The sequence below is a fragment of the Janthinobacterium sp. GW821-FHT03A03 genome (assembly GCF_059421435.1).
The window spans coordinates 35,102-53,348 of sequence record NZ_JBWKUZ010000025.1; the positions used below are offsets into that span (position 1 = coordinate 35,102).

The 18,247-nt window shown below is 66.0% G+C and carries 17 protein-coding genes and 1 pseudogene; 2 read left to right on the forward strand and 16 right to left on the reverse strand.

The genetic code is table 11. The features are described from left to right. Positions 1-39 precede the first annotated feature (39 nt). Positions 40-1,032, forward strand: coding sequence for an AraC family transcriptional regulator (locus AC07VI_RS26645; RefSeq protein ID WP_216356394.1), 993 nt, complete (start codon positions 40-42; stop codon positions 1,030-1,032). A gap of 37 nt (positions 1,033-1,069) precedes the next feature. On the opposite strand, the gene AC07VI_RS26650 is transcribed toward AC07VI_RS26645, so the two are convergent. From AC07VI_RS26650 to AC07VI_RS26710, 13 genes and pseudogenes are all read right to left on the reverse strand, one after another. Further along, positions 1,070-2,104 carry an AAA family ATPase gene (locus tag AC07VI_RS26650; protein WP_492993513.1) on the reverse strand — a complete coding sequence of 345 codons (1,035 nt, stop codon included), beginning with the start codon at positions 2,102-2,104 and terminating at the stop codon, positions 1,070-1,072. Then, positions 2,101-3,480, reverse strand: coding sequence for an AMP-binding protein (locus tag AC07VI_RS26655; RefSeq protein WP_099419911.1), 1,380 nt, complete (start codon positions 3,478-3,480; stop codon positions 2,101-2,103). Before AC07VI_RS26655 ends, AC07VI_RS26650 begins: the two co-directional genes overlap by 4 nt. Beyond that, positions 3,477-4,073 (reverse strand): hypothetical protein, encoded by a 597-nt coding sequence (locus AC07VI_RS26660; RefSeq protein WP_086147623.1) that lies wholly within the window; start codon positions 4,071-4,073, stop codon positions 3,477-3,479. The genes AC07VI_RS26655 and AC07VI_RS26660 overlap by 4 nt, the downstream gene beginning before the upstream one ends. Positions 4,074-4,156: 83 nt before the next feature. Continuing rightward, the gene (locus AC07VI_RS26665; RefSeq protein ID WP_086147624.1) at positions 4,157-5,938 is read right to left on the reverse strand and encodes a vWA domain-containing protein; all 1,782 of its coding nucleotides are present in this window, start codon (positions 5,936-5,938) and stop codon (positions 4,157-4,159) included. Further along, entirely contained in the window at positions 5,935-6,906 is a 972-nt protein-coding gene (locus AC07VI_RS26670; RefSeq protein WP_492993510.1) for a hypothetical protein, read from the reverse strand. Before AC07VI_RS26670 ends, AC07VI_RS26665 begins: the two co-directional genes overlap by 4 nt. 9 nt (positions 6,907-6,915) lie before the next feature. Then, positions 6,916-7,389: a hypothetical protein gene (locus tag AC07VI_RS26675; RefSeq protein ID WP_139842601.1), complete on the reverse strand. Its 474-nt coding sequence runs from the start codon at positions 7,387-7,389 to the stop codon at positions 6,916-6,918. Continuing rightward, a complete protein-coding gene (locus tag AC07VI_RS26680) occupies positions 7,386-8,966 on the reverse strand; it encodes an AAA family ATPase (RefSeq protein ID WP_492993508.1) in 1,581 nt (526 codons plus the stop codon). The genes AC07VI_RS26675 and AC07VI_RS26680 overlap by 4 nt, the downstream gene beginning before the upstream one ends. A 121-nt stretch (positions 8,967-9,087) precedes the next feature. Beyond that, positions 9,088-10,239, reverse strand: a complete 1,152-nt coding sequence (locus AC07VI_RS26685; RefSeq protein ID WP_086147628.1) for an ABC transporter permease — start codon at positions 10,237-10,239, stop codon at positions 9,088-9,090. Then, the gene (locus tag AC07VI_RS26690) at positions 10,236-11,417 is read right to left on the reverse strand and encodes an ABC transporter permease (RefSeq protein ID WP_492993506.1); all 1,182 of its coding nucleotides are present in this window, start codon (positions 11,415-11,417) and stop codon (positions 10,236-10,238) included. Before AC07VI_RS26690 ends, AC07VI_RS26685 begins: the two co-directional genes overlap by 4 nt. Before the next feature lie 6 nt (positions 11,418-11,423). Next, a complete protein-coding gene (locus tag AC07VI_RS26695; RefSeq protein WP_492993504.1) occupies positions 11,424-12,398 on the reverse strand; it encodes an HlyD family secretion protein in 975 nt (324 codons plus the stop codon). 2 nt (positions 12,399-12,400) lie between these two features. Beyond that, a complete protein-coding gene (locus tag AC07VI_RS26700; protein ID WP_492993502.1) occupies positions 12,401-13,828 on the reverse strand; it encodes a TolC family protein in 1,428 nt (475 codons plus the stop codon). A gap of 177 nt (positions 13,829-14,005) precedes the next feature. Beyond that, positions 14,006-14,173: pseudogene (locus AC07VI_RS26705) on the reverse strand (bifunctional aspartate transaminase/aspartate 4-decarboxylase); the annotation flags it as partial. A gap of 82 nt (positions 14,174-14,255) precedes the next feature. After that, a complete protein-coding gene (locus AC07VI_RS26710; RefSeq protein ID WP_216356395.1) occupies positions 14,256-15,119 on the reverse strand; it encodes a substrate-binding periplasmic protein in 864 nt (287 codons plus the stop codon). Between the two features lie 249 nt (positions 15,120-15,368). On the opposite strand from AC07VI_RS26710, the gene AC07VI_RS26715 reads away from it, so the two are divergent. Further along, positions 15,369-15,632 (forward strand): heavy-metal-associated domain-containing protein, encoded by a 264-nt coding sequence (locus tag AC07VI_RS26715; protein WP_086147632.1) that lies wholly within the window; start codon positions 15,369-15,371, stop codon positions 15,630-15,632. A gap of 23 nt (positions 15,633-15,655) precedes the next feature. On the opposite strand, the gene ubiT is transcribed toward AC07VI_RS26715, so the two are convergent. From ubiT to ubiU, 3 genes are all read right to left on the reverse strand, one after another. After that, positions 15,656-16,195 (reverse strand): ubiquinone anaerobic biosynthesis accessory factor UbiT, encoded by a 540-nt coding sequence (gene ubiT / locus AC07VI_RS26720; RefSeq protein WP_086147633.1) that lies wholly within the window; start codon positions 16,193-16,195, stop codon positions 15,656-15,658. A gap of 20 nt (positions 16,196-16,215) precedes the next feature. Beyond that, positions 16,216-17,112: a ubiquinone anaerobic biosynthesis protein UbiV gene (gene ubiV / locus AC07VI_RS26725; protein WP_086147634.1), complete on the reverse strand. Its 897-nt coding sequence runs from the start codon at positions 17,110-17,112 to the stop codon at positions 16,216-16,218. 77 nt (positions 17,113-17,189) lie between these two features. Further along, a complete protein-coding gene (ubiU, locus tag AC07VI_RS26730) occupies positions 17,190-18,227 on the reverse strand; it encodes a ubiquinone anaerobic biosynthesis protein UbiU (protein ID WP_413465912.1) in 1,038 nt (345 codons plus the stop codon). Positions 18,228-18,247: the final 20 nt, after the last annotated feature.

Below are 18,247 nucleotides of genomic sequence, written 5' to 3' on the forward strand. Positions count from 1 at the left end.
CACGCCCCCCGGAGGGGACTTCATGCCATAATCGGCGCCATGTCTTCCCCTCCTATTCCCCCTGAACAGCCGGCATCCGGCCTGTTCCGCGCCGAATATGCGCGCCGCATGAACGCCGTGCTCGACCACATCGACCGCCACCTCGACACGCCGTTGGACCTGGCGCAGCTGGCCGACGTCGCGCATTTTTCACGTTTCCACTTTCACCGCGTGTTCGCCGCCTGGATGGGCGAAACCTTGGGCGATTATGCGCGCCGCCGGCGCCTGGAAACGGCCGCCTTGCGGCTGGCCGCCCGCCCCGGCGAAGCGATACTCGACATTGCGCTGGCGACGGGCTTCGGTTCCGGCGAAGCGTTTGCGCGCGCCTTCAAGCTGAAATTCGGCTGCACGCCAACGGCCTGGCGCGCCGGCGTCGCCGCAAAGAACGCCGCCATGCTCACGGCCATGCGCCTGCGCCGGCAAGATAGCAATCCGGATCAGGCCATGCGCAATGGCGATCAGGAAAACGGGCCGAACTTCCCGCACCATGGGCACTCCCATCCACTTGATAGAGAGAGTCCCATGCAAGTCACCATCCTCGACCTGCCGCCCGCCACCGTCGCTTGCCAGCGCCACATCGGCCCTTACGGCCCCGCCATCAGCGCCTTCTGGCGCGACACCGTCGCGCCATGGATGCAGTCGCACGGCCTGGGCGACGCCACCTGCTACGGCATCGGCCACGACGATCCCAGTATCACGCCGCCGGACAAATGCCGCTACGACGCCTGCGTTGCCGTGCCGGACTCGTTCCAGTCAGCGGGACGGGCCAGCCTCACCACCCTGCCGGGCGGGCGCTATGCGGTGGCGCAATTCAAGGGGCCGGCCAGTGCCATCTCCGACGCGTGGACGCGCATGACGCGCGAATGGCTGCCGTCCAGCGGCCTGCAATGGGACGAACGCCCCTGCTTCGAGCGCTTTTCCGCCGCCACGGCGATGGACCCGGCCACCGGCGAATTTTCCTGCGAAATCTGCATCCCCGTGCGGCCGCTGTAGCAGCAGACGGTATCCCGGCCCGCTGCAGCGGCTCGGCTCAGTGCCGCTGCAGCAGCCCGGCCACCGCCGCGATCCTTTGCCGCACGCTGCCGCCGAGGATAGCAAAGGCGATCCCCCGCCGCGCCAGCTCCGCCTGGTACCAGGCGTGCTGGCGCGCGCGGAAATCCTCGTCGCGGCGCGTACCGTCCTGGATGAAGGGGAAATCGGGCGCGCACAGCACGACCAGATCGTAATGGTGTTCGGCCAGCCGGGCCAGTTCCGGCTCGGCCTTGCCGAACATCTCGACGCAGTAAAAGTACGTGGTCAGCGGCGAGGTGTCGCAAAACAGCCAGCGCCGCGCTGTCATGGCCGCCTGCGCCTCGCGTTTGAGCTGTTCGCGGCCTATCCTGAGCAGATCGTCATAGTGCAGTACGCCATCCTGACTTTCCCACAGCTCGCGGCCATATTCGGCCACCCAGCAAGTATCGAAATGCGCCGCCAGCGCTTGCGCCAGGGTGCTCTTGCCGCTCGATTCGCCGCCCAGCACGCACACGCGCGTCACAAAATCGGCGCGCACGACGGGCGACAGGAAAGCTCCGTGTGCCTGCGGGTCTTGCCGCACGAGGGTGCCGGACACGGGCACCAGGGTTCGCGCCTGGTCCACGCTCACGTGCGCCACCGGCCCGCTTGCGTAATGCCGCTCCAGCACCTGCGCAAAGCCGGGGCCATAGTCTTCGCTGGTGAAGACGGCATCGACGGGCAAGTCCAGCACCGTCCAGCACAGCCAGCCCATGAAGTGGCGATGGTCGTCGCCATCGGCGTCGTTGTGCGGCAGCGCGCGCGCCGGCACGCCGCGCGCCGCGCACAGGGCGGCCAGGCGCGCATCGTCGAGCGCCACGATGTGCGCCTGCGGGAAGCGCGCGCGCAGCCACCGTTCCCGGCGCGCCGGTTCCAGGCCGGGAAATTCGGGCTTGGTGTAGCTGACCAGCAGCAGTTCTTCGCAGGCGTCCGTGGCGCGCTGTATCAATAGTTCATGGCCCAGGTGCAGCGGGCAAAATTTGCCCACCACGAGGCCGCGTTTATAAAGATTCATGCCACTGCTTCCTGTAAATCCGAGGTGTATTGAATGATCTTGTCTTCCGCCAGCAGGGTCTCGACCGAGATGGCGCCGAAAAAGGGCGCCAGCAAGGCCCGCGCCCGGCCGGCCAGCGGCATGGCGTTCGGCACCAGGCGCAGCACGACGGCGCCGTCGCCATGCTGGTGCACGCCGAACAGGGCGATGGCCAGCGGTTTCAGGGCGTGCGTGATGTCGATATTGTTGATCCACTCGCCCTTGAGCGTCCTGTAGCGCAGGGGACTGCGGCCTGCCAGGCCCACCAGCACGGGGCCGTCGGGGCCATGCGCGAGCGAGGCGTAGTCGCCCGTGCGGTAACGCACGAGGGGCAGGCAAAAGTTAAAACCGCCCGTCACGGTAATTTCGCCGCGCGCGCCCTCTGGCACGGGCCGGCCGTCCGCGTCGAGGATTTCCACGTACAGCCGGTGCTGCAGCAGCACGTGGCCGCCCGCCCGCTCGTCGTAGACGGCCACCGGCCCCACTTCATTGAGCGAATAAATGTCGAGCACGGGGCAGCCGAAACGCTGTTCCAGGCGCGCGCGCATGCCGGGCAACAGCATCATGGAGACGGACAGCAGCGCGGCCGGACGGTGCGCCATGGGCAGGGTCAGGAGTTCCGCGAACGAGATCGGGTCGCCCGCGACCAGTTCGGGCGCCATCGCGTCCAGGTAGCGCGCGCGGTCGTCCGGGTCACGCCAGTCGTCCGTATGCAGGTTGATCTTCGCCAGCCCCGATTCGTGCATGGTCGGCGTGACGGAGACATAGGTGAAGCAGCGGCGCTGGTGCCCCAGCAGCATCACGCCCACCTGTCCCGCGCCATGGCGCAGGGTGACGCCGAAGCGGCGCAGCGCTCGCTTGTGGAAGGCCAGGTAGCGCCCCGCCACCAGCGGGTGCGAGGCGATCATCAGCGGGTGGCCCGTGGTGCCCGTGGTCTGGAAATTGATCATGCGCGCCAGGTCCGCATCGTCGGGCACGAAGGCGGCGATATCGTGCGCCAGCTCGGCGCGGCTGACGGGCGCCACATCGGCAAGATGCGCGGGGGGCGAACCGCAGGCGCGGTAATACGGCACGCCAGCGTAAACGTCCCTGAGAAAAGCCGGCAGCCAGGATGGCGGCGCAGCGGCGCTCCAGCCTATGGCCGCGTCCATGACCTCGCGCTCATACGCGTGCAAGGCCGCCACTTCCCCGGCCTGCAGCTTGTTGCCGCTGCGGTTGCGGTAACGGGGGGCTGCGGGATGGCTGCGCAGCTTTTCCAGCATGCGCGCGCCCGCCGGCGTCAGGGTGGGACAGTAATCGCGGTCCGATTCCCAGGCGCCGCCCGGCAGGTTGGCGTCAGGTTTGCCAGCGAGCGTCATTCGCGCGACCACTTGTCGGCCGATTCCTCGGCCGCCTTCTTCGCCAGCGCCTCGCGGATTTCCCGCGCGCGCTGCTCGGCCAGGCGGCTCGCTTCGAGCAGGCGCCGGCGCTCCGTGCCGCTGATGGCGGACAATCTGTCCGTGGCCTGCGCCACGCTTTCGTCGCGCGGACGAAAGCCCAGGCGCGCCAGCACGATGCGCGCCAGTTCCTCGCGCCGCTCCGGGTCTTGCGTGAACTGGTGCGCCGGCGTACTGGCGGCCAGTTCGCGCGCCGCCTCGCCCAGCACTTGCAGCAAGTCCTGCTGCGGCAGCTGCTGGCTGATGAACCAGTCGTCGGCCAGCAGCCAGCACAGGATCATGGCCAGCGCCAGCCGGTTGCGGTCGGCCTTGACCTGCGCGCCGAGAAAGCCCTGCAGCGACGCGGCCGGCGCGCGCGCGCCATGCAGCAGCACAATGTCGTTGACCAGCGCGGCAACCGCCACGGCCTGCGCATTGGCGACGCCGGCGATGCGGGGTTCGGCGAGGAATTCGACGGGCGTGTCGGCCAGGCGGTGGGTCAAGGTTTCGAGCAATGGACCAGAAGTGTTCATCATTTTACTTTGAATGCAAACCCCAGAATGCAACTGCCGGGGTCGGACCCTCAGGGTCCGACCCACGGTGTAGCCGTTGGGGTAATTTAAACATAGTGGCGCCGGCTGAACGCCCGCGCAAATTCCAGCAAGTCCTCGTAGCGCTCGACGGCGTGGATATCCCAGCCCTGCTCGCGGCGCGCGCGTTTCAGGTCGTCATAGGTCTGCTGCAGCCACTTGTGGCTCGCCGCTCCCTCCCATTCGTGCTCCAGGTTCAGGGCCATGGTGCCGCCCGCGCCGCCCCGGGCCAGCGCTTTCGCCGAGATATCCCAGCCGCTGTTGCCCAGTTCATCCTTGTCGAACATGGTGGTGATGCCGTCGTCGGAAATCATCAGGATGTGCGCGGGCCGTTCGCGCTTGCCCGCATAGGTCTGGCGCAGGCAGTGGATGGGGAAACAGGTGCCGCCGCCAAAAAATTCCGTCAGCACGCCCAGGATCATGTCTTCGTCGCGCACGAAACCGGGCGTCTGCATCACCTCGTTCTTGCCGCTCCACAGGGTCACCTGCACTTTCGCGCCGGCGCGCAGGGCGGACAGGGCGATGACGGCGCCGGCCAGGGTCAGGAAGGAAGTGTGCGCCTGCGGGTTCGGCATGGAGCCGGAACTGTCCACGTACATGTCCAGGTCGACGGGCACGGCATCGAGTGCGCGCGCCGGTTCGCGGCCATAGACCCTGCGCACGGTGCTCACGCCGGGCACGGGGCGCGGCGACTGCATCACGGACTGCAGCCAGTCGATTTCCTCCAGCGGATCGCCGACTTCCCACGCTTCCAGCCCTTCCATCTGCGGCTCCTGCGACTCGGGCGCGGGGCGGCTGGGAAACGCCACCAGGTGCGGCAAGGCCCGTTCGCGGTAATAGCGGATGGCGATTTCATGGTCGCTCAGGTCGATGCCCGAGGCCTTTAAAATATCGCCCAGCTCGAACGGTTCGCGCAGTTGGCCGCCGCCCGGCCTGGCCGGCGCCTCGCCTTGCGGTTCCTCGCCATCGAGGCCCGAGATGCGCTTGTCGTGCACGGGGTGGATGGCGCCGCCCTCCTCGTCATCCTCGATCTGCTGCGCGCCATACGTCTGGCAGCCCCGGGCCGCGTCGCGCGTGTCCTGCAGATAGCGGCTGGGGCCCAGGGCGTCCGTATCGTCGACCAGATAAGGCAGCAGCAAGGTGGCGAAGCGGCCAGCCGCCAGCATCCAGTCGTTCGCATACACGCGTATCAGGCGCGCGCCCAGCCAGGCATCCGTGTCCAGGCGCTCGTCGGCCTCGTTCTCAGCTCCTGCTCCGCCCAGCTCTCCCTTTTTCAGCTGCCACAGGTTTTCATAGATGCGCATGTACAGGGTCCATACGCCGCCGCTGGACTTAGCCTGGCCATCGGGCGCCGGCTCGCGCCCCTGCTGCAGCTTGCGGTAGATGTCGGCCATGCGCAGATTCGCCTGGCGCTGCAGGCGGTCGTTGATGAACAGGTCCGTGTACAGGTTGGCCACCATGGGCGCATGCTGTTCCAGGGTCGGCAAGGCGCGGCGCATGCGCGCCAGCAGGCGAAACTGGTCGCCGGCGCTGCCCGGCGCGAGGATGTGGTGGCCGATTTCATGGGCGAGGATTTCCAGCGCATAGTCGTCCAGCCCCAGCTCCGTCACCAGCGGCAAGTCCACCACCACGCTCTGGTCCAGCAAACGGATCATGGCGAAGCTGCCGGACAGGCCCTGCTTGCTGGCCTGGACATGGCTGGCGCACAGGCTGGGGTCGCGCAGGCGCGTAAATTTGCTCCACACGGCCAGGGCCTCGGGCCAGGCGGCGCGCCAGGCATCGATCAGGGCGGGGGCGGCGTCCGTCTTCATGCGAGCGGCAGCAGGCGGATCGCATGCGTCCAGGGCGAGGTGACGGCCAGCGTATGCGCATTGGCGGCGATGGCGATGTCGCCGGCCGGTACATCGAGCGCAATGCGGCGCGCGCCGATATGCAGGGTCGCCCCATCGAGGCGCACGGATGCCGGTGCGCCCGTTTGCGCCTGATCAAACTCCTGCGCCGTGGCGCTGTGCAGCACGGCGCCATAGGCGTCGGTCACCAGCAGGAAATAGCGTTCGGCGCTGCGCACGATGAAACCGTCATCCGTGGCGCGCACCAGCGGCGGCGTGGCGAAGTCGCCACCGAGGCCGCTGAAGCTGCCGAATTCCCTGCCATCCGCATTGCCGCGCCACGGATAGTCCAGCAACTGCGCACGCACCTGCGCCCATTGCGCGCCGGGCTCGCCGAAGGCGGCCAGCGCCAGCGCGGGCGGCAAGGTGTCGGCGGCGGCCAGCGCGCCCTGGCGGAAATGCGCGACGCCCGCGCGCCAGGCCAGCACCTGGCCCACGGCGCGCAGCTGCGCCACCGTGGCGATCTGCGCTGCCAGGGCAGCCAGCTCGCGCTGCCACTGCGCTGGACGCGCGCCCGCCACGAAGGCGATGTGGATGGCGGCGTTGCTGAGCATGCCCAGCACGTCGACGGGCGCCGTCGCCAGCAGCGGCGCAAACTGCGGCGCCAGCTCGCGCCAGACGGTGGTCAGGAACGGGTTTTTCGCCGCCGGCCCCGCCAGGCCGTGGCCCACCAGCGCCAAAGCCGTGTCGTAGGCGGCCAGGGTCGCGCCGCCCGCGCGCTCGGGCGCGGCGGCGGACACGGCGACCACCAGCGGATCGACGCCGTCGCGCAAAAAGGCGCCGAAGGCAGCCATGTCGAGCGAGGGAAAGCGCCGGCGCGCTTCCGCCGCACGCGCATTGAACTGGGCGCGGCCGCCGGCAAGGATCGAAGCAAAGGCAGGAGAAATCATCGTTGCACCTCAGTCGCTGTGCGAAAAATGCAGCAGATAGCGCTCACCATCGCGCTCGAACGCGATCTCGTCCCAGTGGATGGCGTACCAGAAACCGGCGGGCGGCGTCATCGTCACGGCGTGCAGGGAAAAACCGCCCAGCGCCTCGTCGAGCGATTCGAGGAAGGCGGCCACCAGCTGCGCGCGGAAACGCCCGGGTGGCGCCGCCTGCATGTGCTGCGACGAGAAAAACCAGCGCTGGCACACCTGTTGCAGATGGGCGCGCGCGCACGGCGCGGCCTTGATATGCCACAAGGGGGCCGGCAAGTCGCGTGCGGGCTCGATGACGTGCAAGGCATGATCTTCCACGCGCAGGCCCAGCGCCGCGGTCATCTCCGGCGCATCGGGCAGGCGCAGCAATTCGTAGCTGGCGCACAGGTCACTGGCTTCACTATTCAGTAGAGCCAGCGCTTCCAGGAAGCCTAGACAATGATGGATACTCATTGCGAACGCAGCCAGCCGCGGTAGTTGGTATAGCGCTGGTGCAGGTATTTCAATTTCAGCAGGTCGTCGTACAGGGGGCCGTACAGCTTGCGCCCTTTCGTGCGTTCGCCGATCAGCTTTTCGATGCGGTTCAGGCGCGCTAGGGTTTCGCGTTCGCTGACGCCGTCGAGGCCCAGGTCGAATTCGGCCGACAGCACGCCCACGGGATCGTCGCGGTCCAGGTCCAGGCGGTTGAATTCATCGTTGCACAAATCGAACAGGCGGCGCAGCCAGCCCAGCCTGTCGCTGCGGTAGGCGGCGTTTTCCGGCAGCGCGAAAAACGGCGCGTCCGGGTCCGGCTGCAGCTTGTTATGCAGCACAAACGGCAGCACCTGGCGCAGGTCTTCCAGCTCCACCTCGCCATTGCCGCGAAAATAAGCCATGGCCTTGGCGTAGATCAAGAGCGCCATCAGGGTGCGCACGGAAATGCCGTTCAGGGTCTGGCAGCCGAGGTCCTTCAGGCGGTCGCGCCCGTTGTCGGCCGCCTGCGCGGCGCCCCGGTCGGCGCCGGCCAAACGGGCCGTATCCTTGGTCATGTATTCGAACTGGCCGCCGGCCGTCTCGAACAGCTCGAACTGGCTGGCAAAAAACTCCAGGCGGCGGCGCACGGCGTCGGGCACGCCCACCTGGCGGATCGCTACGCCGATCTGGTCCACCTCCCCTTCCGTGAAAATGATATCGGGCGGCACCAGCTCTTCGGGGCGCACGTTTTCTTCGACGCGCAGCAGCAGCTCGTTCAGGAAGCGGGGATTGAAGGCCAGCGCCTGCACCGTCACGTCGACCCGGTCGCGCAGCGCCTCGATCACCTGATACGTGCCGCCGCCCTGATCGTCGTTGGCCGTCAGGTACCAGGCCGCTTCCGGGCATTCATAGATATGGTTCAGCACTTCCGCGTAATTGTCGCCCATGACGGTGAGCAGCGCGCTTTGCGTGCGCGTGGGGATGCGGTTGTATTCATCGACGATCTTCACGCGCATGCCCAGCCAGGCGCGCCAGGCGATGCGGATATCGTCCATGCTTTGCGCGTTGACCAGGTCCGCCGGCAGCGGATTTCCCAGCAGGTCGGCTACCGTCATCTGCGGGTGGCCATGCTGCATGGCGCGTTTCACCTCTTTCACCGTCGAACCGGCCAGCACGCCCATCAGCAGGGCGCTGGCCGTCTTGCCCCGCCCCGGTCCGCCGACGAACAGGCATTTGCGGCGCGTGGCGAACGTCAGCAGGGGCAGCAAGATAAAACTCGAATAGCTTTGCGCCGACGGCAAATTCAGGGTACGGCGGCTGTCGCCCACGGAATAGGTCTGCGACGGGCCGTCGTTGTATTCGATATCGTAATGGGGGCTGATGATGGCGTGGTTGACGATCCAGAAATAGGCCTGGCGCAGCTTTTCATCGAAGGGCCGCGCTTGCGTCTCGCCTTCGGCGCCCAGCGCGATGGGCCCCTGGTACAGGTCCGCCACGTCGAACTGCCGCGCGGCGGGCGCGGCCTTGGGCTTGGTGGGGGCTTGGGACAGGCGCTGGAACAAATTGAATGCAGACATAGAAATCATCAAAAAGGCATCGAATCAACCCCTAAAGCCAAGGACCGGGGTCGGACCCTCAAGGTCCGACCCCAGCATTTCGCTGGGGTTACGGAAATGAAATTATTGCATATCGTTCCCATTACGCCTTGTTCAAATCAACAACGGTTTCCTCCAGCTTGCGCCAGCGCCGCCAGCCCAGCGCCACGCAGGCCAGCAGCAAGGCCAGCAGGCCCGCCACTTCATGGCGGATCTCATACAGCGAGGCGCCCATTTGATTTAGCGCAACAAAGCCCTGGATGCCGGCCGTGGACGGCAGCAGCCAGCGCAGCCATTGCAGCACGACGGGCATGGACGACACGGGCCAGGTCAGGCCCGCCAGGAACAGCACGGGCATCGAGGTGGCGATCATCAGCTGCGTGCCCCGCTCGCGCGTGCGGAACAGCATGCCCAGCAGCATGCCGAACGCCGCTTCCGCCAGCGAAAACAGCACCAGCAGCAAGAGCATGCCGCCAAAGTTGCCGCCTCGGGGGTAGTCCTGGAACCAGAAGACGAAACCAAAGAAATAGCAGCAGTTGAGGAAAGCCACGCAGGCAAATGCCAGCAGCATGCCCGCGTAGCCGCCCGCCGTGCGTCGGCCTGCCAGGGGAAAGCTCTTGCGCTGATACCAGGTGCCGAACAGCATGGTCATGCCGATCAGCAAGGTCTGCTGCACGATCAAGGTGGCCACGCCCGGCACGACATAGGCGCCATAGCCTTCCTTGACGTTAAACAAGGGTACGGCGTCAAAGGCAATGGGCGCGCGCTGCTGGCTGGCCTGCACGGTCGATGGCGTGCCCGCGCCCAGGCGTTTCAACTCGATGCCGGCCGACACCGTGCCCACCACTTCGGCCAGGCCGTTCAAGGCCACCTTGTTCAACATCAAATACAAACCATTGCCCGCCACCTGCGCATGGGCGGCGCGGCCGGCCAGCACGTCCGTCTGCAAGCCGTCGGGAAGGATCAGCACGCCCATGACCTGGTCGCGCCACAGCAAATCCTGTGCGACGGGCAAGTCCGGCGTGACGGCGATCACTTGCAATGAGGGATGGGCCATGGCAAAGCGCGTCAGCTGGCGCGACATGGCGCTGCGGTCCTGGTCGACGACGGCCACGGGCACGCGCTGGACGATTTCCGTCGAGTACGGCAGCGGATAGAAGAACGAGTAAATGATGCCGCCGATAAACAGCAAGGTCAGCGCGCCCTTGTCCGTCAGCATGGCGCGCCAGGTGGCGATAAAAGCCGGCCAGATCATGTACGTCCCCAGGCCGCCGGCGCATGCGCGCGGCGCGCCAGCAGGAATACGCCCACGGCGCCGCAGCCGATGGCAAAGCCGGCCAACATCAGCATTTCCTGCACGCCATAGCGCCACGGCGCGCCGGCCAGCCAGTATTTCGTTTGCAGCTGCAGATAGTGCGTGAGCGGCAAGGCTTCCGCCCAGGCGCGCGCGGGCGCCGGCATGGCCATCAGGGGAAAAGCCTGGCCCGCGAAGGCGAAGGCCGGCGCCGTAATAAATGCCGCGCCCGACAGGGCCAGGCGCAGGGACAGCGTGGCGGCGATGAGCAGGGTCGCCAGGCCGCAATACGCGAGCACCAGCAGCAGCATGCTCAGCAGCAAGGCCGGCAGGCTGCCCGCCACGGCCCAGCCACGCGCCAGGCTGAAGAACAGCAGATACAGCAGCGCCAGCGCGCAGTAGGCGATCACGGGAAACAGCAGCTTGGCAAGCACGGCGCGCAGCCAGCTGCCACGGGCCGAGGCCAGCCATTGCGGCACCGTGCCGTCGCGCAACTCGCGTCCGATGCTCGTGACGACGGCGACGACGATGAAAATCTGCAGCATGGCCGGCATCAGGGCCAGGGTCAGAAATGCTTCATAGCTGGTGTTTTCATTGTATAAACTGTTCAGCGTCGTGCGTATCGGTTCGAACTGGGCCGCCGCCTGCACGCCCGACATGCCCTTCTTGGCACGCGCCGTCATCTCGATGCCGGCCGACAAGGTCGTGCTCACCGTGCGCACGTCGCGCAGCAGGGCGCCCGCGTGCGAGGAAAACTGCGCGTTGTACAGCCATTGCACGGTGGCTTGCCGGCCGCCCAGCAGTTTCTGTTCGAAATCGTTCGGGATCAGCAGATAGCCGAACGCCGTGCGCTCGCGCAAGCGATGCAGCGCTTCGTCGCTGGACGCCACTTTCGCCGCCACTTCGATGCCGGGCGAGGCGTCGAGCCAGCGCGTGAGCTGGCGCGACAGGGTGGAGTTATCATTATCGATGACGACGATGGGCAAGTCGCGCGCGATGCCGGCGGAAAACACCAGCCACAACATGCCGCACAGCACGACGGGAATCCAGCTGAGCATGCCCAAGTCCCAGACATCGCCGCGCAGCCGCCGCCACTCGCGCGCCAGCGCCGACACCGGCCCTTTATCCGCTTCGTTCATCGCGTATCAGAGCGGTGGAAACACGACCGACATGCCCGGACGCAAGCCCTCGACCTTGATGGCGGGACGCAGCCGGATTTCAAACGTGCGCAAGTCCGTGCCGCCCGGGCGCGCCGCGCGCCACGTGGCGAAATCGGGCAGCACGGCCACGGAACTGACCTTGAAGCTCACTTGCTGTTTCAAAGCCGGCACATTCGCCGTGTGCGTGCTGCCCATGGCAAACGCGGCCATTTCATCTTCGCGCACCTGCAGCACGGCCCAGGCGTCGTCGAGGTTCACCAAGGTAATTACGGGAAAGCCTTGCGGCGCCAGTTCGCCCGGCTGTATCTGGATCTTGCTGACCTGCCCGGTCACGGGCGCAGCGATCTTCGTTTCCGCCAGGGCGATCTGCGCTTCCGTCAGCACGGCGCCCACCTGGCGCGCCTGGGCGGCGGCGGCCGTCTTGTCTTCCGGACGGGCGCCCTTTTGCGCCATATCAAACTGGGCGCGAGCCGCTTGCGCCAGCTGGTCGGCGGCGCGCCACTGCGCTTGCGCCTCGTCGCGTTTCTGCTGGGCAATCACGCCTTGCTCGTACATATTGTTGACGCGGGTGTACGTAGTCTTGGCGATATTCGCGCCCGTTTGCGCCCGCTCCCAGTTGGCTTTCGCGGCGGCAATTTCTTCCGGACGCGCGCCCGCTTGCGCCTTTTGCGCCACGGCGTCGGCTGCCTGCGTGGCCGCCGTCGCTTGGGCGATCTTCGCGTCCACTTCCGGGCTCGTCAGCTGGAACAGCACTTGCCCCTTTTGCACGTTCTGGCTCAGCCTGATGTACAGCTCGCCCACCCTGCCCGGCACTTTCGACGAGACATTGACTTCCTGCGCATCCATCTGCCCCTGCAAAGGCAGGCGCTGCGGCTGGAATGCCTGGTACAAGCCCCAGCCCACGAAGGCCAGGACGATGATCGCGGCGACTATGGCCAAGGGTTTTTTGGAGGTGCTCATTATTATTTGTCCACAGGTAATTGGATGTCGGCCGCGGCCGCCAGACTGCCCAGGCGCTGCGTCTCGCCCGTCGCTTCCAGCAATTGCGCCAGCCCCATCACATAGTTATAGGCCGTCTGCGCGCGCTGGGTCTCGACCTTGGCCAGGTTCAGGCGCGCGTCGACCACGTCCAGCGACGTCACTTGCCCTTGCTGGAAAGCAACCGTTTGCAAACGGATATTTTCGCGCGCCAGTTCCACCGACGAGGCCGTGGACAGGTACTGGATGCGGGCGTTTTCCAGCGCGCGCCAGTTCTTTTCGATCAGGGTGGGAATGTCGCGCTCGGCCTGGCGCGCCACCACTTCCACGCGTTCCTGGTCCAGCTTGGCTGCGGCGATCATCTTGCCCGCGTTGATGCGGTGCACGAGCGGTACGGCCACGACGAGGCCGATGGCCCAGTTCGAGCGCACGAGTTTTTCGTTGCCGCGATTCAAATTGTAGTTACCGATGGCAAAGACGGTGGGCGCGTATTCCTTGCCATGCAGCTTCAAGGCTTGCTCGGCCTGCACGCGCTTGCTGTCGATCTTTTTCCAGTTCGCATTTTCCCGCATGCCCGTGCTGATGAACGACTGCAAGGTGCCTACCGGCAAGCTGTTGACGAACAGGGGCGTGCTGGGCCGCACTTGCGTATTGACGGCGAGCAAGCGGTCGAGCGCCACTTGCGCGATTTCCTCGTCGCTGCGCGCCTGCGCCTCGTCGCTGCGCGCGCTGTCGAGGGCCACGTCGGCGCGCAGGCGTTCCGCGCGCGAAATCAGGCCGCCCTTTTCCAGCCTGGCCGCGTCGCGCTGGTGCTGCGTCACGCCGGCCGTCACGTCGGCCCGCACGGCCACCACCCGCTTGGCCAGCAGCAACTGGAAATAGCGCTGCGCCACCAGGGTGGCCAGCTGCTCTTCCGCTTCCGTGCGCTCGGCCTGCGCGGCCAGGGTCAGGCTCGACGCGAGGCCCTTGACGGCGTCCAGGCGCCCGCCCGTGTAGATGGGCCACATGCCCAGCAAGCCGAACGAGGTCAGGTCCGTCACCACTTCGCGGTTCAGGGAATTGGGAATGTGCGGCGTGGGCAAGCCGGGAATCGGCGGCAGCACGGATTCGATGCCGCCCACCACGCCGGACAAGCCGCTCGTATCGATGTTCAGGTCGGTCGACAGGCGGCCGCGAAACGCCGTCAAGTCCACGGAGGGGCCGTCGATATTCGACAGCGCCTCGGCTTTGAGGGTTTTGGCGCGCACGTCGAGGGCCGCGCCCTGCACGGCGCCCGAAGCCGCGGCCGCCTGCTGCAACGCTTCGTTGAAACTCAAAGGCGCGCCGGCCGGCAACTGCGCCTGGGCCTGCAGCGCCGGCAGTAATACAGCCAGCGCGCCAGCCAAAAATAAATGTCCTTGCAATCTGCCCATGTAGCGTCCAGTCAATGAATGAGGGGAAAGCACGGGGTTGCCATGTTTATACTTTCACAATAGCAATTATATCTACGAATGTCTATTCCAGCCTGCACTATTGGTTACTGCGGCCGGCACGCAAAAACGGGCGCCGCTTGCGGGGCGCCCGTTTTCCTCAGGGAAACGGCTGGCGACTTACTTCTTGGCCTTCTTACCGCCCTTCTCCTTTTCCTTTTCAAACACGGCAAAGAACTCGGACGCCCTATTGCGGATGGCGCGGCCGATATTCGCGTAATCGTATTCGTTCAGCCTGGCCAGCGACACGCGGCCCGACGGATGCGTGGTACCGAAGCCCCGGCCAGGTGTTCTGTTGAGTTCGCCTTGCGTTTCATCAACCATCTTGCGCAAGATGGAAGTGATGCTTTGACACCGATCAACAAAACCATTAGTAATGATTTGAACGATACCAAAGCGCCTTGCGCGCCAGCGGCGTTTCCTCCGGCAAGTCGGGATTGGCCAGGTCCAGCACGTGCCGATGGGGCAAGCTCAAGCCATCGGCCAGGCGGCCGAAATGGCGCTGGAACAGTTGCGCGAAGCTGCCATCGGCCAGCATGGTTTCCAGTCCGGTCTCGATATGCCGGGCCAGTTCCGGCCGGTGCTTGCCGACAAAAAAGTACAGGGCCGCCGGATAGCGGATGACCAGGTGGGCGTCGAGCGCCAGCGGCAGCCGCGCATGGCTGGCCAGCTCGCTTTGCGCCTCGATCACGGAACGGGGGAAGTAATCGATGCGGCCCGCCGCCAGCTGCTGGAACAGGCCTTCGTAGGTACTCGAAGTATCGAGGCGCAAACCGTTCGCCTGCAGGATGGCGGAGTCGGGCCAGTCGCGCATCTGCCCGGCAGACAGCCGCGCCAGGCCGGCGATGCTGCGCACGCCGCGCAGCAGGTCCGGCTGGCGCGCCTGGATCAGGGCCACGCGCCAGCCGATCAGGCCACGGTCGATGGGTATGCGTACCGGCAACAATTGCCTTTCGCGCGCGCGGCTCGTCATGGCCCAGACCACATCGACGCTGCCCGACGCCGCGGCGATTTCCTGCATGGCGCGCGTCTGCACCATGCGCAGCGCGGAGCGGCGCAAGGCATAAGAGTGGCCCGACCGTGCCAGCGCCTGTTGCAGCAAGGCCGTCACATAGGCTTGCTGCGGATCATCGAGCGCCTGGTGGCGCGGATACACGAGCGGCAGCAAAGAAGCGCCGGCGGCCGCGCCAAACGGCCACAGACAGGCAAGCATGAGCACGGGACGGCGCCGCATGGCCCCTCCTTTCCAGCGCGTTCATCAGCGTTCTTATCAGAATGACAGTATCACGCAGCAGACTACGCTTGTCGACTGGAATGTGGAAACTGTATGCAAAACAACACTGGTTTCAGGCTGGCCAGATGGGATGGGAATTAATCCAGATCAATAAAACCGCAAATAAAAAATAAATCTTGCGTGCTGCTCTGGACGACATGCGCGGCCCTCGCCTACGCTGTTTTTTTATCTGAAAAACAAGAGGACCCCATGCAGACAGCGCGCTTGAATATTATTGGAATGGATCACGAAGGCTGCGCCGACAGATTGACGGGCGCGCTCGAAGCCGTCACCGGCGTGGCCACCGTCTGCGTCTCGCTGGCCCGCCACGGCGCCACGGTGCAATTTGACGAGCGGCTGGCCAGCCAGGCGCGTTTGCTGGCAGCCGTCAACGACGCCGGCTTCATGGGCGAAGCGTCCGACGAGGAACAACTGCCCTCGTGCAGCGGCGCCTGCGGCCACTGCCGCCACTGAGCGCGCTGCCGGCAACTCCCCGCTCAGCCTCCGCGCGCGCCCCGGTCGCGCAGATGCGCCAGCACCCGGCGCGGTCCCAGCGCCTGCAGGTCGAACGGCGGCAGCTCGATGGCGTCGAGCGTGTTCTTGAACAGCAGACCCAGTTCCGTATCGCCTTCCAGGCTCAGACGGCGGCTGAAAAACAGGGTGTCGGGATCTTCCTGGCGCCGCGCCAGCAGCATCAGATCATGCACGCTGGCGGCGATGCACAGGTCGGGCACGTCGACATAGCGCTCGGCCACGAACACCGTGCCCTGCCACTCGAAATCGAAGGCGATCCCCGCGTCCAGCAGGCGCAAACGCAAGGTGCGTCCTTCCAGGCTGCAGCGCACGTCATCGGGCAATTGCGGCGCCAGCAGGCGGTTCAAGCCCTGCACGAACAGCCACGAGGCGGGATATGGCGGCAGCTTGGACAGCAGTTCGGCCAGCGGTTCGGGCAGCCGGTACGACACGGCGGGCTTGCTCATGCCGGGTTTGGCCGGAACCGGGGACGGGACGGGCAATCTTTCCAGTTGATCTTGCATGGTGCTTCCTTTCGAGGCATTCAATGGGCGGCGTGCTGTTCCATGCCAGGCTGGCCATGCCAGTAGCCGTCGCAGGCGCCGGCAGGCTGGCAGGCTGCCAGCTGGGCCTGGGCACCCACGCCGCTGACCTGGCCGCGCCGGGCGCGGTCGAAGATGGCGATGACTTGTTCCGTGTGCATGGCCTGCGGGCTGATGCGCGCCACCGCCACGCCCATGTCGCGCATGGCGTCGAGTTCGCGCACCAGGTTGTAGACGAGCGCCGACTGCGTCTGCGTGCCGTTGAGCACGAGGAACGGCACTTCGTCGCGCGTGCGCAGCAGCAGGCCGTCCGGCTCTTCCAGGCAACTGTAGCCGCAATCGTCCTTCGGCAGGTTGCGGTTGCGCGCCGTGAAGCAGCGCGCGGAAAACGCCAGCGGCATGCGTCCATAGGCGAACACTTCCGTCTCCAGCCCTTCCGGCTTCTGGCGCTGCATCTCGGCCAGCGCTTCCTGCCCCATTTCCAGCGGCATCACCCAGCGCCGGGCGCCCAGGCGCGCCATCAGTTGCAGGCTGGGGCCATTGAACAGGTTCAGATGGGGGCCGGCGACGAAGGGCGCGCCCTTTTCCATGCAGTGCACGGCGCCCATGTCATTGGCCTCGACGACATAGCGGCCATTGCCCGTGATGCGGCGCAAGGTGGCCAGTTCGGCGCCCGCCTCGATCAGCGCCTGCGTCGACAGCACCACTTCCTTGCCGGCGGCGGCCAGCATGTCGGCGATATCGAGCCAGTCGGCCAGGCGCAGTTCATGCCGGCGCGAACACACGGTTTCGCCCAGGTACACGATATCGACGGCGGTGGCCGCGATCTGCTGGTAAAACTCGAAGACGGTGGCGCGCGGCCAGTAGTACAGCAAGGGGCCCAAAGATAGTTTTAGCATGCCTTTTCCAGTATTTTTCAAGTTACAAAACCGTAGCGAGCGGCTCGCGGCGAGGCCGGGAGGCGCAGCAGGTTTTGCTATTTCCAGGAGCGATGGTAGGCGCCGAGTGTGTGCTGCTGCCCCTCGGCCAGCTTGTCCATGGCCGCCATCCATCCCGGCTTGACGGCGTAGCGCGTATTGCCTTCGCGGCAGGCGTCGATCGCTTCGCGCCACACGCGCGTCACCTGGGCCACGTAGGCGGGGCTGCGCTGGCGCCCTTCGATCTTCACGGCGCGCACGCCCATGGCGATCAATTGCGGCAGCAGCGCCAGCGTATTCAGGCTGGCCGGCTCCTCAATGGCGTAATACTCTTCATCGTTGACTTCGAAGCGCCCCTTGCACAGGGTGGGATAGCTGGCGTTCTCGCCAGGCGCGTAGCGGTCGATCAGCACGCCGTTCAGGCGCGATTCGAGGCCGTTCGGCGTCTCCAGCCAGCGCACGGATTTCGCCGGCGAGCATACGCCATGGGTATTCGGCGCCTCGCCAGTCGCATACGACGACAGCGCGCAGCGTCCCTCGACCATCACGCACAGGCTGCCGAAGCCGAAGACCTCGATCTCGACTTCCGTCTTGCTGATCAATTGCTCGACCTGCGCCATGGACAGCACGCGCGGCAGCACGGCGCGGGCGATGCCGAAATGTTCATGGTAAAAATTGATGGCTTCGTAGTTGGTGGCCGAGCCTTGCACGGACAGGTGCAGGCGCAGTTGCGGCTGGTGCTGGGCCGCATACGCCATCAGGCCCGGGTCGGCGACGATCATGGCGTCGATGCCGGCCTGCGCGGCGCGGTCGATGGCGCTGCGCCACACGGCCCAGTTGTGCGGCTGCGGATAGGTGTTCAGCGCCAGCAGCACCTTGCGTCCATACTGATGGGCGTAGCGCACGCCCTCCGCGATGGCCTTTTCGTCGAAATTGAGGCCGGCGAAATTGCGCGCATTGGTGGCGTCGCGAAAGCCCAGGTAAACGGTGTCGGCGCCATTGTCGACGGCCGCTTTCAGGGCAGGCAGGCTGCCGGCGGGACAGACCAGTTCCAGCGGTCCGGCCACGCGGGTGGCGGTGGTTGATTCAAGCATCATGGTGTTCTCAGTCCTGTGTC

Bases quoted from the DNA above. Each gene is read 5' to 3' on its own strand.
- AC07VI_RS26695 (WP_492993504.1), bottom strand. From the start codon at position 12,398: ATGAGCACCTCCAAAAAACCCTTGGCCATAGTCGCCGCGATCATCGTC.
- AC07VI_RS26660 (WP_086147623.1), bottom strand. From the start codon at position 4,073: ATGATGAACACTTCTGGTCCATTGCTCGAAACCTTGACCCACCGCCTG.
- AC07VI_RS26690 (WP_492993506.1), bottom strand. From the start codon at position 11,417: ATGAACGAAGCGGATAAAGGGCCGGTGTCGGCGCTGGCGCGCGAGTGG.
- ubiT (WP_086147633.1), bottom strand. From the start codon at position 16,195: ATGCAAGATCAACTGGAAAGATTGCCCGTCCCGTCCCCGGTTCCGGCC.
- AC07VI_RS26715 (WP_086147632.1), top strand. From the start codon at position 15,369: ATGCAGACAGCGCGCTTGAATATTATTGGAATGGATCACGAAGGCTGC.
- AC07VI_RS26655 (WP_099419911.1), bottom strand. From the start codon at position 3,480: ATGACGCTCGCTGGCAAACCTGACGCCAACCTGCCGGGCGGCGCCTGG.
- AC07VI_RS26685 (WP_086147628.1), bottom strand. From the start codon at position 10,239: ATGATCTGGCCGGCTTTTATCGCCACCTGGCGCGCCATGCTGACGGAC.
- AC07VI_RS26700 (WP_492993502.1), bottom strand. From the start codon at position 13,828: ATGGGCAGATTGCAAGGACATTTATTTTTGGCTGGCGCGCTGGCTGTA.
- ubiV (WP_086147634.1), bottom strand. From the start codon at position 17,112: ATGCTAAAACTATCTTTGGGCCCCTTGCTGTACTACTGGCCGCGCGCC.
- AC07VI_RS26650 (WP_492993513.1), bottom strand. From the start codon at position 2,104: ATGAATCTTTATAAACGCGGCCTCGTGGTGGGCAAATTTTGCCCGCTG.
- AC07VI_RS26680 (WP_492993508.1), bottom strand. From the start codon at position 8,966: ATGTCTGCATTCAATTTGTTCCAGCGCCTGTCCCAAGCCCCCACCAAG.
- ubiU (WP_413465912.1), bottom strand. From the start codon at position 18,227: ATGATGCTTGAATCAACCACCGCCACCCGCGTGGCCGGACCGCTGGAA.
- AC07VI_RS26675 (WP_139842601.1), bottom strand. From the start codon at position 7,389: ATGAGTATCCATCATTGTCTAGGCTTCCTGGAAGCGCTGGCTCTACTG.
- AC07VI_RS26710 (WP_216356395.1), bottom strand. From the start codon at position 15,119: ATGCGGCGCCGTCCCGTGCTCATGCTTGCCTGTCTGTGGCCGTTTGGC.
- AC07VI_RS26670 (WP_492993510.1), bottom strand. From the start codon at position 6,906: ATGATTTCTCCTGCCTTTGCTTCGATCCTTGCCGGCGGCCGCGCCCAG.
- AC07VI_RS26645 (WP_216356394.1), top strand. From the start codon at position 40: ATGTCTTCCCCTCCTATTCCCCCTGAACAGCCGGCATCCGGCCTGTTC.
- AC07VI_RS26665 (WP_086147624.1), bottom strand. From the start codon at position 5,938: ATGAAGACGGACGCCGCCCCCGCCCTGATCGATGCCTGGCGCGCCGCC.